This is a genomic window from Streptococcus sp. ELY_125, assembly GCF_058314535.1.
In genome coordinates this window covers 18,644-43,520 of the sequence record NZ_JBZFUM010000017.1, presented here as the reverse complement: position 1 = coordinate 43,520, position 24,877 = coordinate 18,644, and the positions used below count along the sequence as shown (strand labels likewise).

The following is a 24,877-nucleotide window of genomic DNA, read 5'->3' as shown; positions in this document are numbered from 1 at the left end:
TAAGTTGATTCCGCTCCCTTTAATCGGCGTCCTTATTTCTTTGAAAGATATCTTCAACCTGTAAGTTGAAAACTTCTGCGATTTTGAAGGCTAATTCCAGTGAGGGATTGTAACGATTATTTTCCAAATGCAGGATGGTTTCCCTGCGAACGCCTACGGCATCTGCTAGGTCCTGTTGGGTCATTTGCGCTTTTTCGCGTATTTCTTTTAAATTAGTAATAATTTTAGCCATACCTAGTCACCCTTTTCAAAAATCCAGAAGCAGACATCAAAAAGGTTGAGCAAAGCGCCAAGATAGATAAGCAGAGCTCCTGGTGTCAGAGAGAAAGGAAACCAGCTGGTGATGATTGTCAGACCAAGGAGCGAGCCGATCATTAGGACCAGACATAAAGTCGCTGCCTTGGCTAAATCTTGGTAAAAGCGCTCATCGGGTCGCTCTATGTTTTTTTTAAAGCAGAAATAGCCACCAAGAAGCAAGAGCAAAAAGAACATTCCGCCAATAAAAAGCTGTTTAATCCAAGCTGGTTGGCTGTCAGGAGTTAAAATCCCAATGCCTAAAGTGTAGACAGCCATAGCAAAAAAGATTGTGGGCAAATAGATTTTTTCTGTCAGACCGAACCCCTGCTCTTTCCTGCTGATTGGGCTTACTTTAGACATAAGGCCAAATACTAGAATTTCAAAGAGGCTGACAAGCGTAAAAATAAGCCTCTTAATCCAAACTGGATGACTGGCCGGAGTCAAAAAATAGACGAGGATTAAGAAGGGGAGCCAGATCCAGTAAAGCCATTTCTTATTTTTAAGTATGGTTGGCCTCCCTGTCTTTTCTTAACTGATACCTCAATCCCCAGAGACCCAATAAATCTCCGATGATTGCGGCAAGGAGGACAAAATAAGCGAGTGGACGATTGAAACCGAGGCTAGCGAAAACCCCAAAGGCGATGCCAGCCGTCGTAGTGGCCATAGAAATAAGGACAGGCCATTTATAATTACCAGTTTTTTGCATAATAACCACCTGCTTTCTAAATAATTGATTTGATGGAGGATTTGTTAGAAATACCTCACCTCTTTACGTTATAAATATATCACATTTTCCGGTTGGGGACAAGATAAAATGTGATTTATTTCTAACTTTTTGCCAAAAAGAAAACCAGCCCTATAAAAGAGGCTCAGGGGTTATTCTTATATAAGGATGGGGAGAGGGACAGACAGTCAGTCATGTACCTTTAGGGCTCTTGCCTCTTCCGCCTAGCAAAGTCTACGAAGTGAAACTTTTCAAGCAAATGTCGGCTTTCAGTAAATTGGAACTGCCGGCCGTCGGCCAAATAAACACGGGATCTGACAGATACAACATGGTGTTCAGCACCCACATCAAGCCAAATTTTATCCTGATTGGTCATCTGCTCGATGGTAATTTCTTTTTTAGCCCCCTCAATAGAAAGGTGTAGCTGGTTCTCCAAGTAATCATAGATCGAGTGCTGGGCAATCTCCTTGGTCATCTGCTTAACGCAATCAATCAGTAGGTAGTCAGTATCAACAACCGAAGCTGTGCCATTGACAAGACGCTGCCGTATGATACGCCAGACCTGCTTGCTGGCGGGAAAACCTGTGAGTTCTTGCAATTTTTGATCAACAATCAGTCGATCTAAGGCTAGAACGTTAGTCTGAGAGTCCATTCCTAAAGTATTGACTAGCTCCTGATAACTGGTTAAATGAGACACCGGAAAATTAAAGTGTTGATGGCGCAGCACCAGCGTCTGTCTTCCTTGAGATTTTTGGACTAAGCCCGCCTTTTCTAACGATTTTAGAGCCTTTCGGATCGTATCGCGGCTGACTTGATAGGTTTTCGTTAGAGTGTTTTCACTAGGCAATGCGGTCTCAGGAGGATAGAGCCCTTCTGCAATTTTGATCTCCAAATCCTGAAAAACCTTTTGGTATTTTTTCATCAATAATTCTCCTATAAGATACAAGGCTGTTAAGCACTCCAAAGAAAAATAAGAAACCTGAGGAAGAATCAGTGAGATTCTAGGCAGGTAAAACTTTTCTCACAAGAGAGCAGCCCGTCTAATTAGCTCGGCTTGTTTTTAGTTTACCATACAAGTTAAGAAAAAAGGTTAAAAAATCAAAGAAATTGTCCAGACAAGTTGCATGAGCATAGCCTGATAGGATAAAATGAAAGCGCAAACAGAAAAAAGGGGCAAGCATAACAATCACTACTACTCAATCGCTGATGTTGTTATCTTGGCTGTCAGCTTGGCAAGATTGATGACATTTGGCAAGCGAGCAATAGTTGGTTAGAAGTTGAAATGATATTAATCATGGTAGTCTATTGACCGCATGCTGAGAGGTCATAAGGATTCGTCTTGCAACAGCTTTATTGACGATTTCGATAGCTTATAACCCTACTGTTACAATCCTCAATTTGTATGTAAACAATCTTTATCATAAAAGGAGTCAACATGGGAAAATTTGAACAAGATGCCCGCGAAATGCTGGAAGCGATCGGGGGCAAAGAAAATGTTGCCGCAGTTACCCACTGCGCAACTCGTATGCGTTTTGTCTTAAATGATGAAAGTAAGGCGGATATTGAACGCTTAGAAGCTATCCCTGCTGTCAAGGGAACCTTTACCAACGCTGGTCAATTTCAAGCCATCATTGGTAATGATGTACCGATTTTCTACAATGATTTTACGGCTGTTTCAGGAATTGAAGGTGTTTCTAAGGAAGCAGCTAAAACAGCAGCTCAGAAAAATCAAAATTGGCTGCAGCGATCATTATCCATGCTGGCAGAAATCTTTACGCCGATTTTACCTGCCATCATCGTTGGTGGTCTGATTCTCGGCTTCCGCAATATCTTGGAGGGGGTTCAGTGGTCAGCTCTTGATGGCAAGACCATTGTAGAGGTTTCTACCTTCTGGCATGGGATTAATGATTTCCTCTGGTTGCCGGGTGAAGCTATTTTCCAATACCTGCCAGTAGGAATTACTTGGTCGGTCAGCCGCAAGATGGGGACCAGTCAAATATTGGGAATTGTCTTGGGGATCTGCTTGATTTCACCTAACCAGTTGCTCAATGCTTACGATTTTGCTTCAACCCCAGCAGCTGAGATTGCCTCTAAATGGACTTGGGATTTCGGTTTCTTTACCGTTGAAAAAGTCGGGTATCAAGCTCAGGTTTTACCTGCCCTCTTAGCTGGTTTATCCCTAGCTTATCTGGAACGCTTCTGGCGCAAACATATTCCAGAAGTTGTCTCTATGATTTTTGTACCATTCTTATCCTTAATGCCAGCCCTGATTTTGGCTCATACAGTTTTGGGGCCAATCGGTTGGACTATCGGTAAGGGAATTTCTTTCGTCGTTCTGGCTGGTTTGACGGGTCCTGTTAAATGGCTCTTTGGTGCTCTCTTCGGTGCCCTCTATGCACCGCTTGTTATCACAGGTCTTCATCACATGACCAATGCCATTGATACCCAATTGGTGGCAGATAGCGGAGGTACAGGTCTCTGGCCGATGATTGCCCTCTCTAATATTGCCCAAGGTTCAGCTGTTCTTTCCTACTATTGGATGAACCGCCACGATGAACGTGAGGCGCAAATTTCCCTACCTGCTGCCATCTCAGCTTATCTGGGCGTTACAGAGCCTGCCCTTTTCGGTGTCAATCTAAAATATATCTATCCATTTATCGCTGGAATGATTGGTTCTTCTATCGCTGGTCTTCTCTGTACGACTTTCAATGTTACCGCTAACGCCATCGGTATCGGTGGTCTGCCGGGAATTCTATCTATTCAGGCTAAGTATATGATTATCTTTGCCATCTTGATGGTTATTGCGATTGTAGTACCTTTTGTCCTAACTGTGGTCTTTCGCCGTATCGGCCTCTTTACCAAGACGGAAGATGCAACTGTCAAAGCACCTCAAGTAGATGCTGTTGCAGAAGCTAAGAAAACAACAGAAGTCGAAAGCGGTACCTTGATTACGGTGCAAAGTCCGCTCCAAGGAACAGTAGATGTGCTCAGTCAAGCACCTGATCCAGTTTTTGCACAAGGAGTGATGGGGCAAGGTGTTGTGATTGAACCAAGTGAAGGGGAATTGGTTGCCCCCGTTGATGCCACCGTCTCTGTACTCTTCCCAACCAAACATGCGGTTGGTCTGGTGACAGATCAAGGCTTGGAAATGCTTATGCATATTGGCATGGATACCGTTAATCTTGATGGGCAAGGATTTACAGCCCACATTAACCAAGGTGACCGAGTTAAGGCTGGCGATAAATTGATTAGCTTCGATATTGAAGCGATCACAGCTGCTGGCTATCCTGTCGCAACACCAGTCATTGTAACCAATCAGAATGACTTCCAAACGGATGCTCTAGGCAGCTTACCACACGATGTCAAACGCGGTGATGATATCCTAACGGCAAGTAAACTATAAGATACAAAGCCTTAAGCGACTCAAAGAAATTTAGGGAGCTTGACGAAGAATCCCTAAAGATTCTAGGAGAGCGAGTCTAATTTCACAGAGTCGTAGGCATGTTCAATTAGTAAGATACTAAGCCGTTAAGCGTTCCAAAGGAATTTACGAAATAGAGTGACGATTCACTGAGAATCTAGCGACATTTATCTAATTCCACAGGAACGTAGGCGGGTTCAATTATCAAGATACGGCAGAGGCTTGTTTGTTATTTAAGGAGTCAGTACTTGATAACAAGCATCAATCACTACAGTGGCTGGCCGTCTACATTTAAAATAAATATGGTTTAAGAAGTTGTTTTGAAAATCAGAGGGGCTGGGACATTGTCTCAACCTCTCTAACTATATAAAGGGAAAGGAAATATATGACATTTGATAAGAGAAAAGTCGTCTACCAAATCTATCCAAAATCATTTAAAGACACAACTGGTAAGGGTACCGGAGATTTGCGCGGCGTCATTGAGAAACTGCCCTATTTAGCTGATCTAGGAGTAGATATGGTCTGGCTCAATCCTTTCTACCCAAGCCCCCAGCGGGACAATGGTTATGATGTGTCAGATTATACGGCTATCAATTCTGATTTTGGGACTATGGCTGATTTTGAGGAGATGATTGCCACTGGCAAGCGTCACAATATCGACTTCATGCTGGATATGGTCTTCAATCACTGCTCGACAGATCATGAGTGGTTTCAAAAAGCCTTAGCCGGCGATCCCTACTACCAGGACTTCTTTATTATTCGCGATCAGCCGACGGATTGGCGTTCTAAGTTTGGCGGCTCTGCCTGGTCTCCATTTGGAGATACAGGCAGATACTACCTCCATCTTTTCGATGAAACCCAAGCTGATCTCAACTGGCGTAATCCAAATGTTCGTGCGGAAATTTTTAAAATTGTTAATTTCTGGCGGGATAAGGGAGTCAAAGGCTTTCGCTTCGATGTTATCAACTTGATTGGTAAGGATGAGCTTCTGGCGGACTGTCCAGTAGATGATGGAAAACCAGCCTACACAGACAAACCCATTGTTCATGACTATCTGCGTATGATGAACGAGGCCAGTTTTGGTCAAGACGATGATTTTATGACCGTTGGTGAAATGAGTTCAACGACTATTGAGAGTTGTATCCTGTATTCGGCTGAGGAACGCCATGAGCTATCTATGGCCTTTAACTTTCACCACCTTAAGGTAGACTATAAGGACGGTCAAAAGTGGTCTATCACTCCCTTTGACTTTGAAGAGCTCAAAACTCTCTTTCACACATGGAATGAGGCGATGAGCAAGGCCAATGGTTGGCGGGCGCTCTTTTTAAACAACCATGACCAACCGCGGGCGCTCAACCGCTTTGTCGATGTTAAGCATTTCCGCAATGAAGGAGCGACCATGTTAGCTGCTAGCGTTCACCTATCACGCGGCACCCCTTATATCTATATGGGTGAGGAAATCGGTATGCTTGATCCCGATTTTGACAGCATGGATGACTATGTAGATGTCGAGAGCATCAATGCCTATCAGATCATGTTGGATCAGGGCAAGACAGCAGAAGAGGCCTTTGCTATTATCAAGGCCAAATCACGTGATAACTCCCGTACTCCTATGCAGTGGGATAATTCTGCTAATGCTGGCTTTACTACTGGCACCCCATGGCTTAAGGTCAGCAAGTCTTACCCTGACATCAATGTAGAAAAAGAAAAAACGGGTAAGATTTATCCCTTCTACAAAGAACTGATTCGCCTGCGTAAGACTATGCCTCTGATAGCAGAAGGAAGTTATAAGGCGGCCTACAAGGACAGTCAGCAGGTTTATGCCTTTGAGCGTCAGCTTGATGGTGAGCACCTGCTGGTCCTCAATAATTTCTACGCTCAAGAGGTGACGTTGGAATTAGACCCAGCCTACCAAAATGGCCAAGTACTCCTCAGCAATTATGACGGTGATGTATTAGGGGAGACCATCACTCTCAGAGCTTATCAAACGCTAGCTATTCTGGTTAAAGACTAAGGAAAAGAGTCAAAGCAAGAGCAATTCTGGCTGGGACAGACCTGCACTGGCTATTCGTTTATATCGCGTTTGAGCATTAGTATCTTGCTAATTAGGCTCGACTTAACAGCTTGGACTTTAGAGATAGGTTGCCTTGCTTATAAGCAAACTGTCACCCTCCTAAAATTCTAGTTGAGAGTCTTAGTGTCTTATAGAGCTGAACACGAGGCTATTCTTCTCAAAGAAGGTCAACTTCCTTGCGTCTAAAGATGCGGCGGTGGTGGCTTATGTCGCCTATTTTTCAGCCAAGCCAGAGAGTTTCCCCAAACAAGTCGCTTCTTTGTATCTTATACTTGCCTTGGAGTTAACTCCAAGTGATAAAATATATAATAAATAGCCTGCTTTAGGGGCTTATTATTTCAATCTCGATTGGAGGAAAATCTATGTTTGATTATACTTTAGCCAATGGTCAGAAAATTCCTGCCCTTGGGTTTGGAACTTGGCAAACCCCAGATGGTGATGTAGCTGAAAGTTCTGTCAAGGCGGCTATTGAAGCCGGTTATCGCCACATTGATACAGCTGCCATCTATGGTAATGAAGCATCTGTCGGCCGTGGTATCAAAGCTGCTGGTGTACCTCGTGAGGAGCTTTTCATTACGACTAAACTCTGGAACAGCAACCACTCTTATGAAGCTGCCAAGGCAGCTATCGATGAGTCTATTGCTAAGCTGGACTGCGATTACTTGGATCTTTATCTCATTCACTGGCCAAATCCAAAAGCCTTCCGTGATAACTGGAAAGAAGCTAACGCCGGTGCATGGCGTGCCATGGAAGAAGCTGTAGAAGCTGGCAAAATCAAATCTATCGGTGTTTCTAACTTTTTACCTCACCACTTAGATGCTCTGCTTGAAACAGCTAAGATCAAACCAGTTGTCAACCAAATCTACCTCAGCCCAAGCGTCCAACAAGAAGAGTTGGTGGCTTATAATGAGGCGCACGACATCCTCAGCGAAGCCTACAGCCCGCTAGGAACAGGTAAGATTTTTAGCATTGAGTCTCTTCAAGACTTGGCTGCTAAATATAACAAAACCGTTGCTCAAGTGGTTCTGCGCTGGAGTTTGCAAAAAGGTTTCTTACCGCTGCCAAAATCAGTCCATGAAGATCGTATCGTCGAAAACTTCCAAGTTTTTGACTTTGAATTAACAGCAGATGATATGACAGTTATCGATGCTCTCGAAGGCCAAGTAGGAGAAGCACCAAAACCAGATGAAGTAAACTTCTAATAGAGCTAAAGAATCATATATGAAAAGTGTTCTGACTAATCAGAGCACTTTTTATTATTTTTCCAAATATATCCTTGACAGATATATCGTGGCATGATATATTTATTACATAAACTGATATATCGCATAACGATATAAGGAGGAAATATGAGTACACAGGCACTAACAGAAGCAGTTTACTATATCCTGCTGGTCCTGCTTGAGCCAAAACATGGCTATGGGATCATGCAGGACGTAGAGGAACTGTCCAAAGGTCGCATTAAGCTGGCAGCTGGCACGCTTTACGGGGCGCTAACCAACCTGCAAAAAAAGGGCTGGATCGTCCTTGTTTCAGAGGTCAAAGAACGCAAGAAAAAAGAATATTTGATTACTGAACAAGGTAAAAAAGCCCTAGAAGCAGAAATCAGACGTTTGGAAGAACTGGTCAATAATGGCCATAAGCATTTGAAAAAATAGGAGATGAAAGATGAAGAGAAAAATGACTAAGTGGAAATATTTTGGATTCGGTGATTTTCAAAAAGAAGAAGACTGGCTCAATGATATGAGTGCGCAAGGTTGGGCTTTTGTAAAGCACAAGGGTGCATATAGCTATATCTTTGAGCCCTGTCAGCCTTCTCAGTATACTTATCGTCTGGATTACTTCGGCCGCAAGAGTAAAAAAGAAGTGGCAGACTACATTGAGCTTGTCCAAGAGACAGGGGCTGCCTGTGTCGAGCAATTTAATCATTGGGGCTATTTCCGACATACGGACCCTGATTTCAAGCTTTACTCAGATAGCGCCTCAAAACGAAGATTTTTAAATGAAATTTTGTCAGTGTTAACGATGTTTATTCTGGGTCTAGTATTCTCTTTATGTAATCTACCACCACGGTCGCTCATTTGGGTCATGTGTGGCTTAGCCTTACTTCTCCTTCTAGGTCAAATTATCAAGATTCAGCGCCTCAAACATGACCTCAAAAAATCCAGTCAACCAGATATCTTTGAAGACGGTGAGGTATAAAAAGAAAGGAGTCATTCAATGAAAGGACTAAAATCAAAAATAGTATTACTATCGGGGATTATCTTCAGTATTATAGCGTCCCTAAGCGTTACCATGTATATCGTTTTTAAGGGGGCATTGACCCTTGTAGATCATCTATGGATCTGGCCGGTTTTAGTGCTTGCCCTGATTGCAAGTGGCAGTGCCATTGCCAACCTGATTATACAGACAAAAAGTCAGGATGAAAAATCGCATCTTGTAAAATCAAAGGATAAGTAGGGGCTACCAATCAGCAGTGGTTCATTTGGGCTGGGCAAAAACTTGTCCAGTCTTCCTGTTTTGGAATAAACTCTTGGCGCAGGGATAAGACTTCTTGGCTACTCCTAGCCCACTGCGCCAATCTGGTAGATCTAGCATAGCGCTAACGAGTCTGGACTTTTGTCTTAGGCTCTTTTTGTCTGTCCACTGGAGTATACATTTAAATAGATAAATATTTTATATATTTGTCTTGACATCTCTGAAGGACAGCAGTATATTTTATATATAAAAAAATTATATATAAATGAATTGATGGTAAATCTGAGAACGACGTGACCGAATTGTATTAATACTTATTTGCTTAGTGCTAGGAGGTAGTCTTATGAAACATCGAGTTAAAACCTACTTAGTGTGGACCTTTATCTGGACCTGGGGATTTTGGGGACTGGCTATTGTACTCAAGAAATTAGATTATGATGCTGGGTACATGCTTATGCCCCTGATGACATTAGCGAGTTTTGGACCATTTTTAGGAGCCAAAGCTGCTCTTAATCTAACATGGAGGAACCTTCCGCATTTTCTATTTTCAGGCACTAAAAAGTCGTGGAAGCTGCTGGTCCTTTTCATCGGACTCTTAATACTGGCCTCTTTTCTGCTATCAGGCGGTGACCCTGTAGGCCAGGCTCCCTCATGGCTATTACCGATTGATTGGGTGATCAATATCGTTATTATCACCCTGATTGGCGGAGGCAATGAAGAGCCGGGGTGGCGTGGCTTCTTGCAGCCGGAGCTGGAAAAGGTCACAAATGTTCCCTTAGCAACATTCTTGGTAGCTGTGATTTGGACGATTTGGCATCTGCCCTTGTGGTGGTTGGATAGAGGTCAAAATTCCTTCTTAGTATTTTTTATCAGTGTGCTCTTTATGGCATTATGGCTGGCATCCTTACGTCGGGCGGGAGCATCTGTCCTCATCTGTGCCTTATTTCATGCTGCTGTTAACCGTATTCCTATTACTTTTAATGGTGTTTATGGGCTTTTATCAGTCGGTGATATGCACCAAATTTCAGTGCCTTACCTGATTTTGGGACTATCCCTCCTGACAGCTTACAGTTGCATCCTAATTCTAAGAGGAAGCAGAAACAAGTCAGAAAATCAAAGGCCCTAGCTTTAAGATCTTTTTGTACCCCAACCAAGTTGATAGTCTCTCTTTTGAACCGTTCAGGGTGAAATAACGACCGTTCACGACATAGACAAATAGAAGCAAAGCGGATTTGTTATAATTTGTCTATCAGAATGATAAAGGGACTATGGGAAAAATCATGAGACCATTAAATAAAGATATAATTAGGAGGTATCATATATGAACAAAATTGCTATAGAAATAAGACAATTATCGAAGGACTTTCAAATTGCTAAAAATAAAAAAATTGAGGTCCTCAAAGATATTTCTTTCACGACTCGCTATGGGGAGTTTATCTCTATATTGGGAATCAGTGGATCAGGGAAGTCCACCTTACTCAACTGTATTTCCAGCCTATCAGAGCCAAGTCAGGGAGAGGTTAAGATCAATCATCGCAATCCTTATCAATTGAGTAATGGCAGGCTCTCAAAACTGCGTAGAGAAGAAATTGGTTTTATTTTTCAGTCCTACAATCTAGTCCCCGCTTTACCAGTGATAGAGAATATTGCCCTGCCACTTAGATTATCGCACAAGAAAGTTGATAAAGATACCATCAAAGCATTATTGGATCACATGAATTTCCAAGCTGACCTAATGGCGCCTGTATCGACCCTATCAGGCGGTGAGAAGCAGCGGGTAGCCATTGCTCGAACCCTGCTTTCTGATAGTCAAATCGTTTTTGCGGATGAGCCCACAGGTGCTCTAGATAGTTCCTCACGTACCATCATTTTTGACATGCTGCGGGAACTAGCTAATCAGGGGAAATGTGTCATCATGGTCACCCACGATATAGAGCTAGCTAGTCAGACAGATAGAGCACTGATTTTAAGAGATGGCAGGTTAGATCAGGAATTGCTAAAACCTTCTGCAGAACTGCTTTATCAGGCCCTTGAGGTAAAAGATAGCGAGGCATCTTGATTATGTTAAAACTTATCTATTATCAATTCAGTTACTCTAAGAAACAATGGCTGAGTATCTTACCCTTATTCTTTGCTTCTAGCTTATTGGTTGGTATCTGTTTAGTAATTGCTTTTAATGTACGAGAGCACCATCAAGTATTTAACAAAGTGGGTACGCCGGCGCCCATATTTGTTGGCCCAATAATCTTTGGTGGTGTGACGTTATTATTTTTAATCTCTGGTTTAATTAAATTGTTACTCCATTTTTTTAAAGAGGATTATCGCTTATGGGTAGTCAATGGAGCCAGTCGCAACCAATTATCTTTTCTGATTAGTGGTCAGTTGACCCTCTTAGCTAGTTTAACCAGTGCTATAGGCGGCAGTTGCGCCATTTTCTGTGCACGCTGGTACTATAGCTATGTGCAAACCTTAGTTGGTAAAGAAATGTTACCGACTATTCCCATTGCCTTTAACGGTTTATCTTTTCTACTAACTGTTATCATCTTAGCTACGGTTGCCTTTCTTGGTGGCTTTATCCATTCCTATAGGATATTAAATAAAAATGCCTTGCTTGGGGATAGTTTTGACTCAAGTAAAGGCAAAGTTCCTAAAATCGCGAGACTCAGCTGTCTTCTTATTAGCTTAGTCCTTTGGGTAACATTAGCCTGGCCATTCCTCTCTATCACTAGTAAAACTAGATTGAGCGAGAGGCTGCTGATGCAAATAGACAGTTCGATTCTTCTTATTTTAGCCTTACATATCATTATTTTAAACTTGATGTCACCCTATATTCAGGTGAGATTGACCAAGTGGCTATTAGGCTGGTCATCCTCTTACAACGTTGTTCTGGCTAAGTGGACCATCTTGCAGGATAGGGACTATTTAAAATCTTTAACGTCCTCAATAGCTATCATGGCCAGCCTCATTTCACAGTTTATGATTCTTTCAGATGTCGCTTACTCGAACTTCTCAAGTGAGGCGGGTAAGGCTGAAACAATGGCGGTCCTATTATTCTTTGTAGCAGGTCCCCTCATTGTCGCCTTAGCCAATATCTTATCCATAACCATTCTCTCCTCTATTAATGAATATCAGACGGTCAAACAATGGGCGACTCTGGGTATCTCCCATAAGCAGGCTATGCTTATTCGTTTCACCCAATCTCTGGCTTATGGTGGTGTGACACTGGTGACGACCCTGATCTTTAATATGGTCTTCTTTTACCTCATGCGAAAAGAAGCCCTGTTATTAAACTATGAGGAGATTAAGTACAGCAATATTTACCTATACGCTGTCGCCATTACAGTGATGATGTTTGTCTTTGTGTTTGTCACAAAAACTATCGCAGACTTAAGAAATCAAGGGAAGACTGTGAAGTAAGTTCAATAATATAATTGTGGGGAACTACTATAATCTCTGATTATGATGCTTTGAAAAAAATCAAGAAAGAGACCGCTAACGATAATCTTCCGCTCAAAAGTTCCACATTATGTAGATAGACATCCCTCAAAAGTCCTCATTTTGGGACTTTTTTGTTACAATAGAGCCACTGATATTTGAAAGAGGAGATTTTTATGGTACGTTTACAAGATGATTTTTTTGATGCGGTTAATGGTGAGTGGGAAAAGACTGCCGTTATACCTGATGATAAGCCTCGTACGGGTGGCTTTTCGGATCTTTCTGACGCTATTGAGGAGCTGATGCTGAATACAACGGATAAATGGCTAGCAGGCCAGAACTTACCTCAGGACAGCGTCCTAGAGAACTTTGTCAAGTTCCACCGTCTGGTGGCTGACTATGATAAACGTGAAAAGCTGGGCGTAACGCCTGTGCTGCCCCTGATTGAAGAGTATCAAGCTTATGCCTCTTTCTCAGACTTTGCTGCACAAATTGCTAAACTAGAAATGCAAGGTAAGCCTAACCTCTTGCCTTTTGGGGTCTCACCGGACTTTATGGATGCTAGAACCAATGTTCTCTGGGCAGAGGCACCATCCACCATCTTGCCGGATACGACTTATTACGCTCCAGATAATGATAAAGGGAGAGAGCTTCTGGCTCTCTGGCGCCAGTCCCAAGAGGAGCTTTTGTCTCAATTTGGTTTTTCTGACAGCCAAATCAAGGATATGCTGGATAAGATTATCGCTCTTGATGCGAAGTTAGCCCAATACGTTCTCTCTAACGAAGAGTCTTCTGAGTATGTCAAGCTCTACCATCCTTATGATTGGGCAGAGTTTATCAAGCTAGCTCCTGAGTTGCCTTTAGATGCTATTTTCAGGGATATTTTAGGACAGTTGCCAGACAAGGTCATTGTTCCTGAGGAGCGCTTCTGGACCGACTTTGCCAAGGACTATTATAGTGAGGCTAACTGGCCATATCTCAAAGCTGTTCTAGTTCAAAGCGCCGCCACAGCCTACACCTCCTATCTGACTGATGATATCCGTGTTATGGCCGGTGCTTATAATCGTGCTCTCTCGGGGACGCCTCAGCCCATGGACAAGAAGAAAGCAGCCTATTATCTGGCTCAAGGCCCTTACAATCAAGCTATTGGCCTTTGGTATGCTGGTCAAAAATTCTCCCCTCAAGCCAAGGCAGATGTTGAGGCTAAGGTAGCTACTATGATTGATGTCTACAAAGATCGCCTGTCTCAGAATAACTGGTTGCAGCAGGAGACAATTGATAAGGCGATTACCAAGTTAAATGCTATTACGCCGCATATTGGCTATCCAGAAAAACTCCCGGAAACTTATGCTAAAAAGGTTATTGATGAGGATTTGTCTCTGCTTGAAAATGCCCAGAAGCTAGCTGAGATTTCGATTGCCCACAGCTGGAGTAAGTGGAACCAGCCTGTTGATCGCAGTGAGTGGCACATGCCAGCCCATATGGTTAACGCTTACTATGATCCTCAGCAGAACCAAATTGTTTTCCCAGCAGCTATTTTGCAAGCACCTTTCTATTCGTTGGAGCAGAGCTCATCGGCCAATTACGGCGGTATCGGAGCAGTTATTGCTCATGAGATTTCTCACGCATTTGACACTAATGGCGCTTCTTTTGATGAGAATGGCAGCCTGAAAAATTGGTGGACCGACGAAGATTATGTAGCTTTTAAAAAGCGCACAGATAAGGTTGTAGAGCAGTTTAACGGTATCGATTTTGCCGGCGGTAAGGTCAATGGCAAATTGACAGTTTCAGAAAATGTGGCTGACCTAGGTGGTTTGGCAGCAGCTCTCGAGGCTGCAAAAAGAGATGCTGATTTCTCTGCTGAGGACTACTTTACTAATTTTGCAAGAATTTGGCGCATGAAGGCGCGTGAAGAGTATCTGCAGCTCTTGATTTCTATCGATGTCCATGCTCCTGGGAAACTTCGCACCAATGTTCAAATACCAAACTTCGATGAATTCTTTGAGACTTTTGATGTTAAAGAAGGCGATGATATGTGGCGGGCTCCGGAAGATCGTGTCGTAATTTGGTAAAAAATAGTTGGATCCTTTAAAATATTAAGGACACTTTAAGTAAGATTGAGTATACTATAGTCAATCCTAAATAAACTTTTCTTTTTCATAATCTCCGGGAAGTGCCTAACCGTTTGGTTAGGTTCTTTCTTTTTGTAAAGTTTAGTGGCTCCTTGTCAACTGTAGTGGGTGATGAAAAGCTATATTCTGGAGAGAGCTCGATTAGTTCTCTCCTTTTTGATGGTTAAGATAAGAAAAATCCCTTTCTTGAAGTTAAGAAAATGGCGATAGCCCAATCCTTGACGGTTATGGATAGGCGTGTATACACTGGATCAGGCCGCTTATATGATGATGCTATAAAAACATATATAAGTAAAAGTTATACTCCGCAGTAAGAAATATAGATTAGGCAGAGCTAGTAGGAAGTGGTATCATTAATAAAAACTCAGCTCTTAAGTCTTGCTACAGACTTTTAAGCCTAATTTCCAGAAAGGACGGCCGCTTATGTTGAAATGGTTCAAGTCACTCCTTATTTACGAAGAGTTAGAAAATGATGAATATGTCTATCGGCTTGCTGGCCTTGATTATCAAGGCTATCTATCTCAGGAAGCTGCGGTCTTACTGCGACCAGCTGATGCTTTATAAGAAATAATTTATCGGATTAAGTAGCGTTAAATATACTTTTAGGGGGATTGGTCATCTGTAGACAGCAGATAACCAATCCTTTTTATATGGATGTAGGTAGAATAACTTTGAATAGTTAAATTGATAAGTTGAGCCTATCGCCATGATAAAAAAATTCAAATCCGACTCTACCTTGGTGATTCAGTGGTATCTCAAGCCCGATCTTAAGGGGCTTGTTTCAGAGTGATAAGGAGAAACTATGGCTATATAGCTTTTATATATTATACAAGCTCTAATTTTGGGAGTATGATGATTAGCAACAAGCTCAAATGAGCAGACATTAAATCTTACGGCTATTAAGGAGGATGGTTTATGAAAAATATTAAAGCGATTGTTGGTCTGGTTATTGTTGTTGTTTTAGTTATTGCAGTAGTTTTGGGTCTTAAAAAGAATGAGCAAGCCTCATCAGGTGGATCTGCTGATGAAAAGGTTATCCGAGTTGGAACGACTGCACAAACTTATCCTAACTCTTACAAAGATGATGCAGGTAATTTGAAGGGTTTTGATGTTGAATTAACTGAGGCTGTTGCAAAAGATCTAGGCTATAAGGTTGAGTGGAAAATCATTGGAGATGTTCCAGGCCTGTTGTCGGCGATAGATTCTAAAAAAATTGATACCGTCGCAAACGGGATTACAATCCTGCCAGAGCGTGAAAAACTTTATGATTTTTCAAAACCAGTTGGCTATTATGCAGCGCAAATTGCCGTTAAGACAGACTCGCCTTATCACTCTGTAGCGGATCTAGAGGGAAAAACCGTCTCGGGGACGCTTGGTTCTAGCAATATTACTCTGTTAGAAGATTATAATTCTAAGGTAAACATCAAGACTTATGATGATCGCAGTGCTGTTTTTACAGACGCTGATAAGGGAACTGTTGATGGCGTGGTTAACCAAAGGCAATTTTTACAGCAAACGATTAAAGAACAAAAATTGGATCTACGTATTATTGATGAAGTCATTGGCTGGAATGTTTCTGCTTATCCATTCGCCAAAACGAAAGAAGGTCAGAACTTAAAATCAGACTTCAATAAAACCATTAAAAAATTACAAAAAGACGGCACAATCACTAAGTTATCCAAAAAATATTATGGGGAAGATGTGTCGAAAAAATCAGAGTAGTCACTAACTAAAGAGAGGTAACCGTATGGATTTGCGATATATGTTCGAGATTCTTCCCAGAATAGCAGCCTATCTGCCAGTTACGATTCTAATGGCCATAATATCCATGTTGCTGGCATTGATTCTAGGTGCAGGGCTGACCTATCTCTATCAAAATAAGTTGTTTCGCTGGTTGGTAGAGCTTTATTTGCTGGTATTCAGAGGCTTTCCTACTATTGTTATTCTATTTGTCATTTATTTTGGCCTACCCCAGCTGTTGGGAGTAGGGTCTAGGTGGTCTGCTAATTTAGTGGCAACTCTAGCCCTAGGCTTAAAGCAAGCGGCCTACAGCATTGAAGTTTTTCGCTCTAGTATCAATGCAGTTGATATAGGCCAGCTAGAAGCAGGTCTAGCCATTGGTTTATCTCCTTTTCAAACCTATAGACGTATCATCATTCCTCAGGCTGTGCGCACTATGATACCACCGCTGGGCAATAACTTTGTAAGTCTGTTAAAAGAGACCTCGCTAGCCTTTTCCATTGGTGTAACGGAAATCTTCGGTGAAGGAAAGATGATTGCTTCTCAAAATTTTCGATATTTCGAAATCTATTTTCTGGTAGGAGTTCTCTATGTCTTGATTATTTTTGTCTACAGTCTTTTCCAAGAGTATTTAGAGCAACGTTTTAGCCAATATTAATATTAAGGAGGGAATATGTCAGAATCTATCTATTTAACGACAGCTAAGCAGGTATCCAACTATTTAGAACGTTATAAAGTTGAGAAAGACGGTGGTATTTACTGGGACATTAGTAAGGCTTTTCAGGGGGAGTGGGAATACTACGATGAGATCTCTCTCTATGCCGGCAGTAGTGGCATTATCAAATACTATATTGACCTCTATCGTGCTACAGCAGATAAGGTCTACTTGGAAAAGGCTAAACAAGCTGGGCGTTATATCCTGAATCGCTTAGATAAAAGCGACCAACTCATCGGTCGGGCCTTCTCAAAGTTTGCGATGACGACTGGTCTAGGTGGAGTTGCCTTCATCCTTGATGAACTCTATGATTTAACAGGGGATAAGGCCTATCATGATGCTGTGGAAAAGATTATCAGAGAAATAGTCGTGACTGATGACGGACGAGGAGCATGGAGCGGACAGGTAGGAATTACTGCTGATGGGGGAACAGCTCTCTTGCTCTTACGTCTAGCTGACAAGTATCCTGTGAATGGGCTGCAAGAGCGCTTGGAGCGCTTTGGTAGTTTTATCCTAACGCAAAAGAAAGTAGATGATGACGGTCAAGTTTACTACCTGGGTATGGAGCAACGCTTTGTCAATGGTCCGCATGATAAGTTTAATTCTGGTTTTCCTTTGGGACCTTCAGGTGTAGCTTATGTCCTTTTGAAACTGTGGGAAAAAACAGGAAAAGAAGAATTTCTAGAAGGTATTCAAGGAATTACGGAGTTCTATCACCATCATTCGGTGGATGATGAAAAGATTTTCCTTCCTCGCTTATTGCCAGACGACAATCACATCTGCTATGTCGGATACTGTGCTGGACCGGCAGGAACAGCTCGTTATTTCTATGAAGGGTACCTTAGAACTGGTGAACAGCACTACTTAGATGATTTTGAAAATGCAATCGCTGGTCTAACCTTAGTCAAGGCACCTTATGAGCGTTCAGCCGGCTACTGGGAAGTTGATAACTATTGCTGTGGAACAGCAAGCATCCTACAATTGTTTATTGCTGCCTATATTGTAACTGGCAAGACTCGTTACCTTACATTAGCCAAGGAAACTGGTGACATTCTAGTGAAAAGGGCAGAGCGTCTAGGTGAGGGAGTTTATTGGAAACAAGCGCTTGAGCGAAAAAATCCTGACAAAATCACGGTTGCCCTCGGTTACTATGATGGTATTGCTGGTATTGCCTCCTCGCTTCTTCAGTTGGACAGCTTATTAAATGGTCATTTAGACGTTATCCGTTTTGTAGATGATCCATTTCCGAGCAGATGGGAGGCTTAAATGATTGAAAGAACGATTCGTCAAAGTCCAGCAGAATATATTAATCAAGTAGGAATTCTCAAAGAATTACCAGATATACTTAGCTTGCATGACTATCAGAATCCGGTTGTTTTGACGGATAAAATCGTTTGCGAAGTCATCAAACCTTATTTGCCTCAAGGATTTTTAAACCAGTATCCTATCGCATGGTTTGAGGGAAATGCTACGCAATCTGAGATTGATCGTTTAACAGGTGTGATTGAAGGCAGAGGAGTTATTCTAGCATTTGGCGGCGGGCAGCTTATGGATACGGCCAAGGTTGTTGCCGATAATTTAGAAATTGCCTTGATTAATATCCCAACGCTGCCTTCTAACTGTGCGGCTCTGACAACAAAAAGTATTCTTTACTCTGAAGGTGAGCATGAGATGGTTGGAGCCCATAGACAAAAGCAAGCTGTCAGTATCGTTTTGGTTGAGCCCGAATTATTAAAGTATGCACCCTATGAATACATCCTGTCAGGCATTGGTGACACGCTTGCAAAGTTTTATGAAATTCGCTTACGCTTGACGTCTGAAAAGACGTCTTTGATTTCTAGGGCCATAGGGAAATCTTACTTAGATATTTGTCGAGAGCAGATGCTGAAGGTAACAGATATTTCCGAATTGACGGGTGAAGCTCTCACGAATTTTTTAGATACCATATTCTTAGTAGCCGCTTCTGTCGATGGCATAGCCGATTTTGATGGCCGCAGCGTTTTGGCACATGCCTTTTACAATGCTTATGTCAAGTGGCAAAAAGGACCTAAAAAAACGCACGGTGAAGTTGTCGCACTCGGTAATCTCTTTCAACTTTATGTTGAAGGGAACCAAGATGAATTAGTGGCTGAGGTACTTTCTTACCATAAAAAAGTAGGCTTGCCTATACATCTTGAGGATGTTTACTGGGATATTGATGAAGTTAGCGATTTTGCTGATTATATCTGTAATCCAGAAGACAGCCGAGTACAGTCATTGTTTCCAGGTTTATCTAAAGAAAAAGTGCTGGGTGCTATACAACAATTAAGGGAGGAGTAGATGTTTGTTAAAGCAGCTGAGCGAATGTCAGGTCGAGGAGACCATTTTTTAGCTAATCAACAAGAAATAATTAAACGTCTGCGTGAAAAGGGGAAGGAAGTAATTGATCTCGGTCGTGGGAACCCTGATCAACCTACTCTTTCTCCGATCGTCGTTCATTTCCAAGAAGATGCAAAATTACCGAGTAACTTTGGCTATCCGCCGTATGGAGGTAAGACAAGCTTTAAGGCAGCTATTCGTGACTTCTACAAAGAAGAGTACGGTGTTGAGCTTTTGCTAGATGAGATTACAGTTTTTTCTGGTTCTCTTGCTGCCCTAACAGCTTTACCCATGGTTCTAGCTAATCCAGGCGACTCAGTCCTAGTACCTGATCCAGCGTTTTTCGGCTATGAAGCAGGTGTTAGGATGGCGGGGGCGCAGACCATTAAAATGGCCTTAACAGCTGAAAATAACTATCTGCCAGATTTAGATAGATTGGACAGGGAGATACTTGCTAAAACTAAGTTGATGTTTTTGAACTACCCCCATAATCCAACAGGTGCTGGCGCAACCCGAGAATTTTTTGACCAAGCTGTTGCTTTTGCTAAACATAACAATATTGCTGTGGTTCATGATTTTGCCTACGCCGATATTAGTTTTGATACCCCTTCCCCAAGTTTTTTGCAGTCCCTGGGGGCAAAATCAATAGGTGTTGAAATTTATACCCTATCGAAAACTTTTAATATGGCGGGCTGGCGGATAGCCTTTGCAGTTGGTAACAAGGACATTATAAAGCTTTTGGAGCAGTACATACGCTCATCAGTAGGAGGTACTTTTGGAGCTGTCCAAGATGCGGCGAGTTACGCCCTGAAGCATACAAGAGAGGAAAGGGATGGCTTGAGAAGACTCTATAAAGAGCGCCGTCAGCTGGCGATGCGTTTATTGAAAAATTATGATATCTCGGTCTCACCTTCAAGTGGAACATTTTTTCTCTGGATTACTCTGCCTCAAGGTTGGGATGACCTAGCTTTTGCAAATGAGCTGTTAAAGGTGCATGGTCTAGCAGTTGTTGCAGGCTCAGCATTTGGAGCAGCAGGACGTGGTCATATCCGAATCAGTCTCGTATCTGATACAGCTGTTCTGAGACAGGGGATAGAAGAACTCGGGCGTTTTATGAACATGAAAATAGAGGAGGATAAGGATGCTGAAGGTTTCTAATCTCAAAAAATCATTTGCTGATAAAAAAGTTCTTGATGGTGTAGATTTAACAGTCAAGAAAGGGGATGTCGTTGCTATATTAGGACCATCTGGCTCAGGGAAGACAACCCTTCTTCGCAGCCTCAACTATCTGGAGCAGGCTGATAGTGGTCAAATAAATCTAGATGGCCATGTTTATGACTTAAGTCATTTGACACGAAAGGAGATCCTTGAAATTCGTAGGAAAACAGCGTTTGTTTTTCAAAACTATAGTCTATTTGCTAATAAAACAGCTTTAGAAAATATTACAGAAGGATTAGTAGTCGCAAGAAAAGTCCCTAAAGCTGAGGCTATCAGAATTGCGGAAGAATCCTTACAAAAAGTAGGACTCTTGGATCGCAAAGATTACTACCCTAGTCAACTGTCAGGGGGACAGCAACAACGTATTGGCATTGCCAGAGCGATTGCGGTAAGACCTGATATTATCTTTTTTGATGAGCCAACATCAGCCTTGGATCCTGAGCTGATTGGTGATGTCTTAAAGGTTATGAAGAACTTAGCTGATGAAGGAGTTACTATGGTTGTGGTAACTCACGAGATAAGCTTTGCGCGCGATGTAGCTAATCATGTTATTTTCATGGCAGATGGTCATATCGTTGAGCAAGGCAGTCCTGAAGATATTTTTGTACATCCCAAACAAGAGCGTACCAAGCAGTTTTTGACAAGAATTATCCCAGAACTGAATGTAGATCCTGTGATATAAGTAAGTCTCGGAACTTTATTAGAACGTGATTGGACAAAGAGTCTTCTTCACTTTAAATAGAGTGGAGGAGACTCTTTTAACCCCCATTAGTCATCAAGCTTGTACAGGCAAATACCTTTCTTGTCTATGACCTAAACAGGAGTTCCCATGGGTAACGCCTGCCTTGGATGTTCGTCTCTAAGTATTAACTATAAGTCACCCACTACAGTTTATAAAGAGCCAAATAAAAAAGACCTGACTCCCGTGTCATACAGGAAAACAGGTCTTACAATAATGGTATAAGTCTCTGCTAAACTTATATAAGCATTAAGTCCCTTGGTTGACATCCTCGACAACATCCTGAACCATTTGGTTATAGGTGTCAATGCGCGGCAGATTATACTGACTCTGTACACTAGCAAGGTCGGTAGAATTAGACGGATCTACAGTCGTTCCGTCAGTTAGATTGACCTGATAGGACCCATCCTCATAAGTAGTAAGAGAAATCCCTGTATCCGTTGTCAGGAAATAGGTCTCATCAGTATAGGTTCGCGCTTCAGCACCTTCTGAAGATTTATAGTAGTAAGTATTATCAGCGTAGGTCGTTAAAGTTGAGCCATCATCATAGGCTGCTTTGAAGGTTTGATTTTCATTAACCGTTACTTTGGTTCCTTCTGGAATAGTATATTGGCCTGGGGAGGCCTTAACAATAGTTGTCTCTAATGGAACAGTGGTAACATCACTACTTGGAGTCGACGAAGCAGCAGTATCCTGACTGCTGGACTGGGTATTCGTTACTAGGGCTGTGGCGTCAGTTCTAGCCTTATCAAGATTAAGAAAAACAGCCAGAACAGTCGCTGCAGCAACTGTTAAAGTCAAATAGGTCAATTTTTTCATAATCATAAACATCTCCTTAGCTTGTATTATACTAGAAACACAAAAATAAGGCAAGATTTAATTAAAGAATCTCAGCCTTTTAAATAGTTTGTAACAATGATAAGAAAAGGAAATATCCCCTACTCTTTACCCACGCCAATAAATGTCTTTTGCAGTTCAAAACTGATGGCTAAAATAAAAAGCCTTGAAGAGGCTTTTCAACGGATTAAGTGCTATGAGTAGCGTTAACACTAGAAGGCGGTAGACGGATTTGAACCGACGATCAAGCTTTTGCAGAGCCGTGCCTTACCACTTGGCTATACCGCCTTATAACGCATTATATTTTATCTTAAATTCTTGTCCTAGTCAAGTCAAATTAGCTTGATTTATCCTATGAAATTTGCTATTATGGTAGGGTCGCCAGTTAGGTGATAATACTCATCCTGGATGAATCGTGAGTCTGTTGCTCTTAGAGTTGGCTTGCGAGCTGAAATCCAAGAGAGGAAAAAAACAATTTAAAGGAGAAACTACTCATGGCAGTAATTTCAATGAAACAACTTCTTGAGGCTGGTGTTCACTTCGGTCACCAAACTCGCCGCTGGAACCCTAAGATGGCTAAGTACATCTTTACAGAGCGTAACGGCATTCATGTTATCGACCTTCAGCAAACTGTAAAATTGGCTGATCAAGCTTACGATTTTATTCGTGATGCTGCAGCGAACGAAGCAGTGATCTTGTTTGTTGGTACTAAAAAGCAAGCAGCTGAAGCTATCGCTGAAGAAGCTACACGTGCTGGTCAATATTTCATCAACCACCGTTGGTTGGGTGGTACCTTGACAAACTGGGATACTATCCAAAAACGCATCGCACGCCTTAAAGAAATCAAACGTATGGAAGAAGAAGGAACTTTTGAAGTTCTTCCTAAGAAAGAAGTTGCCCTTCTTAACAAACAACGTGCCCGTCTTGAAAAATTCTTGGGTGGTATCGAAGATATGCCACGCATCCCAGATGTGATGTACGTTGTTGATCCACATAAAGAACAAATCGCTGTTAAAGAAGCTAAGAAACTTGGTATTCCAGTTGTGGCTATGGTTGATACCAACACAGATCCAGATGACATCGATGTTATTATCCCAGCCAATGATGATGCTATCCGCGCCGTCAAGTTGATCACTTCTAAGATGGCAGATGCTATCATCGAAGGAAACCAAGGTGAAGACAGCTCTGTTGAAGAAGAACTGGCAGCTAGCGAAAATGCTGCAGATTCAATGGAAGAAATCGTTGAAGTAGTTGAAGGCGACAACGAATAAACTTTAGGAAATGAAAAAGCCTTAAGGGCAGGGCTCAGCCCTCGCTCTTTTATATTAAGATATAAGCTCGTAAAGCGACTGAGAATTTAGGAAAGTACATGTTTTTGTGTGTTTGAGCACAAGGTGACTTATCTCAAATATTGGGCTTTCAAAACGTGCTTGATTTTAAGACACTAAACCGTCAGCGATACGATATAAATAGTGAGGGCAACGAGATGCATGGGCATTTAAGAAAGCTTCATCTTTTACACAGTGTCGTGGATGAGTTCAATTATTATTCATATATTATTTGGAGGATGAATCATGGCAGAAATTACTGCAAAGCTTGTTAAAGAATTGCGTGAAAAATCTGGTGCTGGCGTCATGGACGCTAAGAAAGCACTTGTAGAAACTGATGGCGATATCGAAAAGGCGGTCGAGTTGCTGCGCGAAAAAGGTATGGCTAAGGCTGCTAAAAAAGCAGACCGCGTTGCCGCTGAAGGCTTGACAGGTGTTTACGTTGCTGGTAATGTAGCTGCAGTTGTTGAAGTTAACGCTGAAACAGACTTTGTTGCGAAAAATGCTCAATTTGTTGACCTTGTTAATGAAACGGCTAAAGTGATTGCTGAAAGCAAACCAGTTAACAACGAAGAAGCTCTTGCACTGGTAATGCCTTCAGGTGACACACTTGAAGCTGCCTATGTAAACGCTACAGCAACTATCGGTGAAAAAATCTCATTCCGCCGTTTCCAAGTATTGGAAAAAGCAGATAATCAAGTCTTTGGCGCTTATCAACACAATGGTGGCCGCATCGGTGTTATCTCCGTAGTTGAAGGTGGCGATGAGGCTTTGGCTAAGCAAGTCTCTATGCATATTGCAGCCATGAGTCCTAAAGTGCTCTCTTACAAGGAATTGGATGAGCAATTCATCAAGGGCGAATTGGCTCAGATGAACCACAAAATCGATCAAGATAACGAAAGCCGTGCTATGGTTAACAAGCCAGCTCTTCCGCACTTGAAATACGGCTCTAAGGGTCAATTGACAGATGATGTGCTTGCTCAAGCAGAAGCGGACATCAAAGCTGAATTGCAAGCTGAAGGCAAACCAGAAAAAATCTGGGATAAAATCATCCCAGGTAAAATGGACCGCTTCATGTTGGACAATACTAAAGTTGACCAGGAATACACATTACTTGCCCAAGTGTACATCATGGATGACAGCAAGACGGTTGAAGCCTATCTTGACTCAGTAAATGCCAAAGTTACCGAATTTGCGCGCTTTGAAGTTGGTGAAGGTATCGAAAAAGCTTCTAATGACTTTGAAAACGAAGTTGCTGCAACAATGGCTGCTGCCCTTAATAATTAAGGTATTAAGCCTTTTACGCTCAAAGCAAAATAGGGATGTAGAGGCAAACTTTGGGAAGCTTTCCCCCTTTTGCAAGTATTGCAGGCTGCTTTTA

General features: G+C 42.0%; 25 protein-coding genes and 1 tRNA gene. 20 read left to right on the top strand and 6 right to left on the bottom strand.

All coding sequences use genetic code 11. The annotated features are described in order from the left end of the window. Window positions 1-19: 19 nt before the first annotated feature. The 4 genes from AC4HAL_RS07760 to treR all read right to left on the bottom strand — a co-directional run bounded on the left by AC4HAL_RS07760 (window position 20) and on the right by treR (window position 1,943). The gene (locus AC4HAL_RS07760) at window positions 20-232 is read right to left on the bottom strand and encodes a helix-turn-helix transcriptional regulator (RefSeq protein WP_165212887.1); all 213 of its coding nucleotides are present in this window, start codon (window positions 230-232) and stop codon (window positions 20-22) included. A gap of 2 nt (window positions 233-234) precedes the next feature. Further along, window positions 235-804 (bottom strand): hypothetical protein, encoded by a 570-nt coding sequence (locus AC4HAL_RS07755; RefSeq protein WP_491093702.1) that lies wholly within the window; start codon window positions 802-804, stop codon window positions 235-237. Beyond that, window positions 797-1,003: a hypothetical protein gene (locus AC4HAL_RS07750; RefSeq protein WP_165212885.1), complete on the bottom strand. Its 207-nt coding sequence runs from the start codon at window positions 1,001-1,003 to the stop codon at window positions 797-799. The genes AC4HAL_RS07755 and AC4HAL_RS07750 overlap by 8 nt, the downstream gene beginning before the upstream one ends. Before the next feature lie 220 nt (window positions 1,004-1,223). Further along, window positions 1,224-1,943 carry a trehalose operon repressor gene (gene treR / locus AC4HAL_RS07745; protein WP_004225582.1) on the bottom strand — a complete coding sequence of 240 codons (720 nt, stop codon included), beginning with the start codon at window positions 1,941-1,943 and terminating at the stop codon, window positions 1,224-1,226. Between the two features lie 226 nt (window positions 1,944-2,169). On the opposite strand from treR, the gene AC4HAL_RS07740 reads away from it, so the two are divergent. The 18 genes from AC4HAL_RS07740 to AC4HAL_RS07655 all read left to right on the top strand — a co-directional run bounded on the left by AC4HAL_RS07740 (window position 2,170) and on the right by AC4HAL_RS07655 (window position 21,274). After that, the gene (locus AC4HAL_RS07740; RefSeq protein ID WP_491093692.1) at window positions 2,170-2,295 is read left to right on the top strand and encodes a hypothetical protein; all 126 of its coding nucleotides are present in this window, start codon (window positions 2,170-2,172) and stop codon (window positions 2,293-2,295) included. A 161-nt stretch (window positions 2,296-2,456) separates the two neighbouring features. Then, the gene (gene treP / locus AC4HAL_RS07735) at window positions 2,457-4,424 is read left to right on the top strand and encodes a PTS system trehalose-specific EIIBC component (protein WP_491093691.1); all 1,968 of its coding nucleotides are present in this window, start codon (window positions 2,457-2,459) and stop codon (window positions 4,422-4,424) included. Window positions 4,425-4,827: 403 nt separating this feature from the next. Next, window positions 4,828-6,456, top strand: coding sequence for an alpha,alpha-phosphotrehalase (gene treC, locus AC4HAL_RS07730; RefSeq protein ID WP_491093690.1), 1,629 nt, complete (start codon window positions 4,828-4,830; stop codon window positions 6,454-6,456). Between the two features lie 422 nt (window positions 6,457-6,878). Then, window positions 6,879-7,718 carry an aldo/keto reductase gene (locus tag AC4HAL_RS07725; RefSeq protein WP_491093689.1) on the top strand — a complete coding sequence of 280 codons (840 nt, stop codon included), beginning with the start codon at window positions 6,879-6,881 and terminating at the stop codon, window positions 7,716-7,718. Between the two features lie 147 nt (window positions 7,719-7,865). Next, window positions 7,866-8,174, top strand: a complete 309-nt coding sequence (locus AC4HAL_RS07720) for a PadR family transcriptional regulator (RefSeq protein WP_491093688.1) — start codon at window positions 7,866-7,868, stop codon at window positions 8,172-8,174. A 10-nt stretch (window positions 8,175-8,184) separates the two neighbouring features. Beyond that, a complete protein-coding gene (locus AC4HAL_RS07715) occupies window positions 8,185-8,718 on the top strand; it encodes a DUF2812 domain-containing protein (protein WP_491093687.1) in 534 nt (177 codons plus the stop codon). A gap of 18 nt (window positions 8,719-8,736) precedes the next feature. Beyond that, the gene (locus tag AC4HAL_RS07710) at window positions 8,737-8,976 is read left to right on the top strand and encodes a hypothetical protein (RefSeq protein WP_491093686.1); all 240 of its coding nucleotides are present in this window, start codon (window positions 8,737-8,739) and stop codon (window positions 8,974-8,976) included. A 361-nt stretch (window positions 8,977-9,337) separates the two neighbouring features. Then, on the top strand, window positions 9,338-10,120 hold the full coding sequence (locus AC4HAL_RS07705) for a CPBP family intramembrane glutamic endopeptidase (protein WP_491093685.1): 783 nt from the start codon (window positions 9,338-9,340) through the stop codon (window positions 10,118-10,120). Window positions 10,121-10,315: 195 nt separating this feature from the next. Further along, on the top strand, window positions 10,316-11,053 hold the full coding sequence (locus tag AC4HAL_RS07700) for an ABC transporter ATP-binding protein (RefSeq protein ID WP_491093684.1): 738 nt from the start codon (window positions 10,316-10,318) through the stop codon (window positions 11,051-11,053). Between the two features lie 2 nt (window positions 11,054-11,055). Then, window positions 11,056-12,411 (top strand): hypothetical protein, encoded by a 1,356-nt coding sequence (locus tag AC4HAL_RS07695; RefSeq protein WP_491093683.1) that lies wholly within the window; start codon window positions 11,056-11,058, stop codon window positions 12,409-12,411. Window positions 12,412-12,605: 194 nt separating this feature from the next. Further along, a complete protein-coding gene (locus AC4HAL_RS07690; protein ID WP_491093682.1) occupies window positions 12,606-14,501 on the top strand; it encodes a M13 family metallopeptidase in 1,896 nt (631 codons plus the stop codon). 483 nt (window positions 14,502-14,984) lie between these two features. Continuing rightward, window positions 14,985-15,125 (top strand): hypothetical protein, encoded by a 141-nt coding sequence (locus tag AC4HAL_RS07685; protein ID WP_491093681.1) that lies wholly within the window; start codon window positions 14,985-14,987, stop codon window positions 15,123-15,125. 351 nt (window positions 15,126-15,476) lie between these two features. Next, window positions 15,477-16,283: a transporter substrate-binding domain-containing protein gene (locus tag AC4HAL_RS07680; RefSeq protein ID WP_491093680.1), complete on the top strand. Its 807-nt coding sequence runs from the start codon at window positions 15,477-15,479 to the stop codon at window positions 16,281-16,283. A 25-nt stretch (window positions 16,284-16,308) separates the two neighbouring features. Beyond that, window positions 16,309-16,959: an amino acid ABC transporter permease gene (locus tag AC4HAL_RS07675; RefSeq protein WP_491093679.1), complete on the top strand. Its 651-nt coding sequence runs from the start codon at window positions 16,309-16,311 to the stop codon at window positions 16,957-16,959. 15 nt (window positions 16,960-16,974) lie between these two features. Then, entirely contained in the window at window positions 16,975-18,282 is a 1,308-nt protein-coding gene (locus AC4HAL_RS07670; protein ID WP_491093678.1) for a lanthionine synthetase LanC family protein, read from the top strand. Beyond that, the gene (locus tag AC4HAL_RS07665) at window positions 18,283-19,335 is read left to right on the top strand and encodes an iron-containing alcohol dehydrogenase family protein (RefSeq protein WP_491093677.1); all 1,053 of its coding nucleotides are present in this window, start codon (window positions 18,283-18,285) and stop codon (window positions 19,333-19,335) included. Continuing rightward, window positions 19,336-20,532, top strand: a complete 1,197-nt coding sequence (locus AC4HAL_RS07660; protein ID WP_491093676.1) for an aminotransferase class I/II-fold pyridoxal phosphate-dependent enzyme — start codon at window positions 19,336-19,338, stop codon at window positions 20,530-20,532. Beyond that, on the top strand, window positions 20,516-21,274 hold the full coding sequence (locus AC4HAL_RS07655) for an amino acid ABC transporter ATP-binding protein (protein ID WP_491093675.1): 759 nt from the start codon (window positions 20,516-20,518) through the stop codon (window positions 21,272-21,274). Before AC4HAL_RS07660 ends, AC4HAL_RS07655 begins: the two co-directional genes overlap by 17 nt. Before the next feature lie 306 nt (window positions 21,275-21,580). Here the strand turns inward: AC4HAL_RS07655 and AC4HAL_RS07650 are convergent, their stop codons facing one another. Together AC4HAL_RS07650 and AC4HAL_RS07645 are read right to left on the bottom strand one after the other, a co-directional pair. After that, window positions 21,581-22,156: a hypothetical protein gene (locus AC4HAL_RS07650; RefSeq protein ID WP_447452842.1), complete on the bottom strand. Its 576-nt coding sequence runs from the start codon at window positions 22,154-22,156 to the stop codon at window positions 21,581-21,583. A gap of 229 nt (window positions 22,157-22,385) precedes the next feature. Next, window positions 22,386-22,456 (bottom strand) — tRNA-Cys (locus tag AC4HAL_RS07645). Between the two features lie 206 nt (window positions 22,457-22,662). Here AC4HAL_RS07645 and rpsB point away from each other — a divergent pair. Further along, on the top strand, window positions 22,663-23,439 hold the full coding sequence (rpsB, locus tag AC4HAL_RS07640; RefSeq protein ID WP_447452843.1) for a 30S ribosomal protein S2: 777 nt from the start codon (window positions 22,663-22,665) through the stop codon (window positions 23,437-23,439). 303 nt (window positions 23,440-23,742) lie between these two features. Beyond that, window positions 23,743-24,783, top strand: a complete 1,041-nt coding sequence (gene tsf / locus AC4HAL_RS07635; protein WP_491093674.1) for a translation elongation factor Ts — start codon at window positions 23,743-23,745, stop codon at window positions 24,781-24,783. Window positions 24,784-24,877 lie beyond the last annotated feature (94 nt).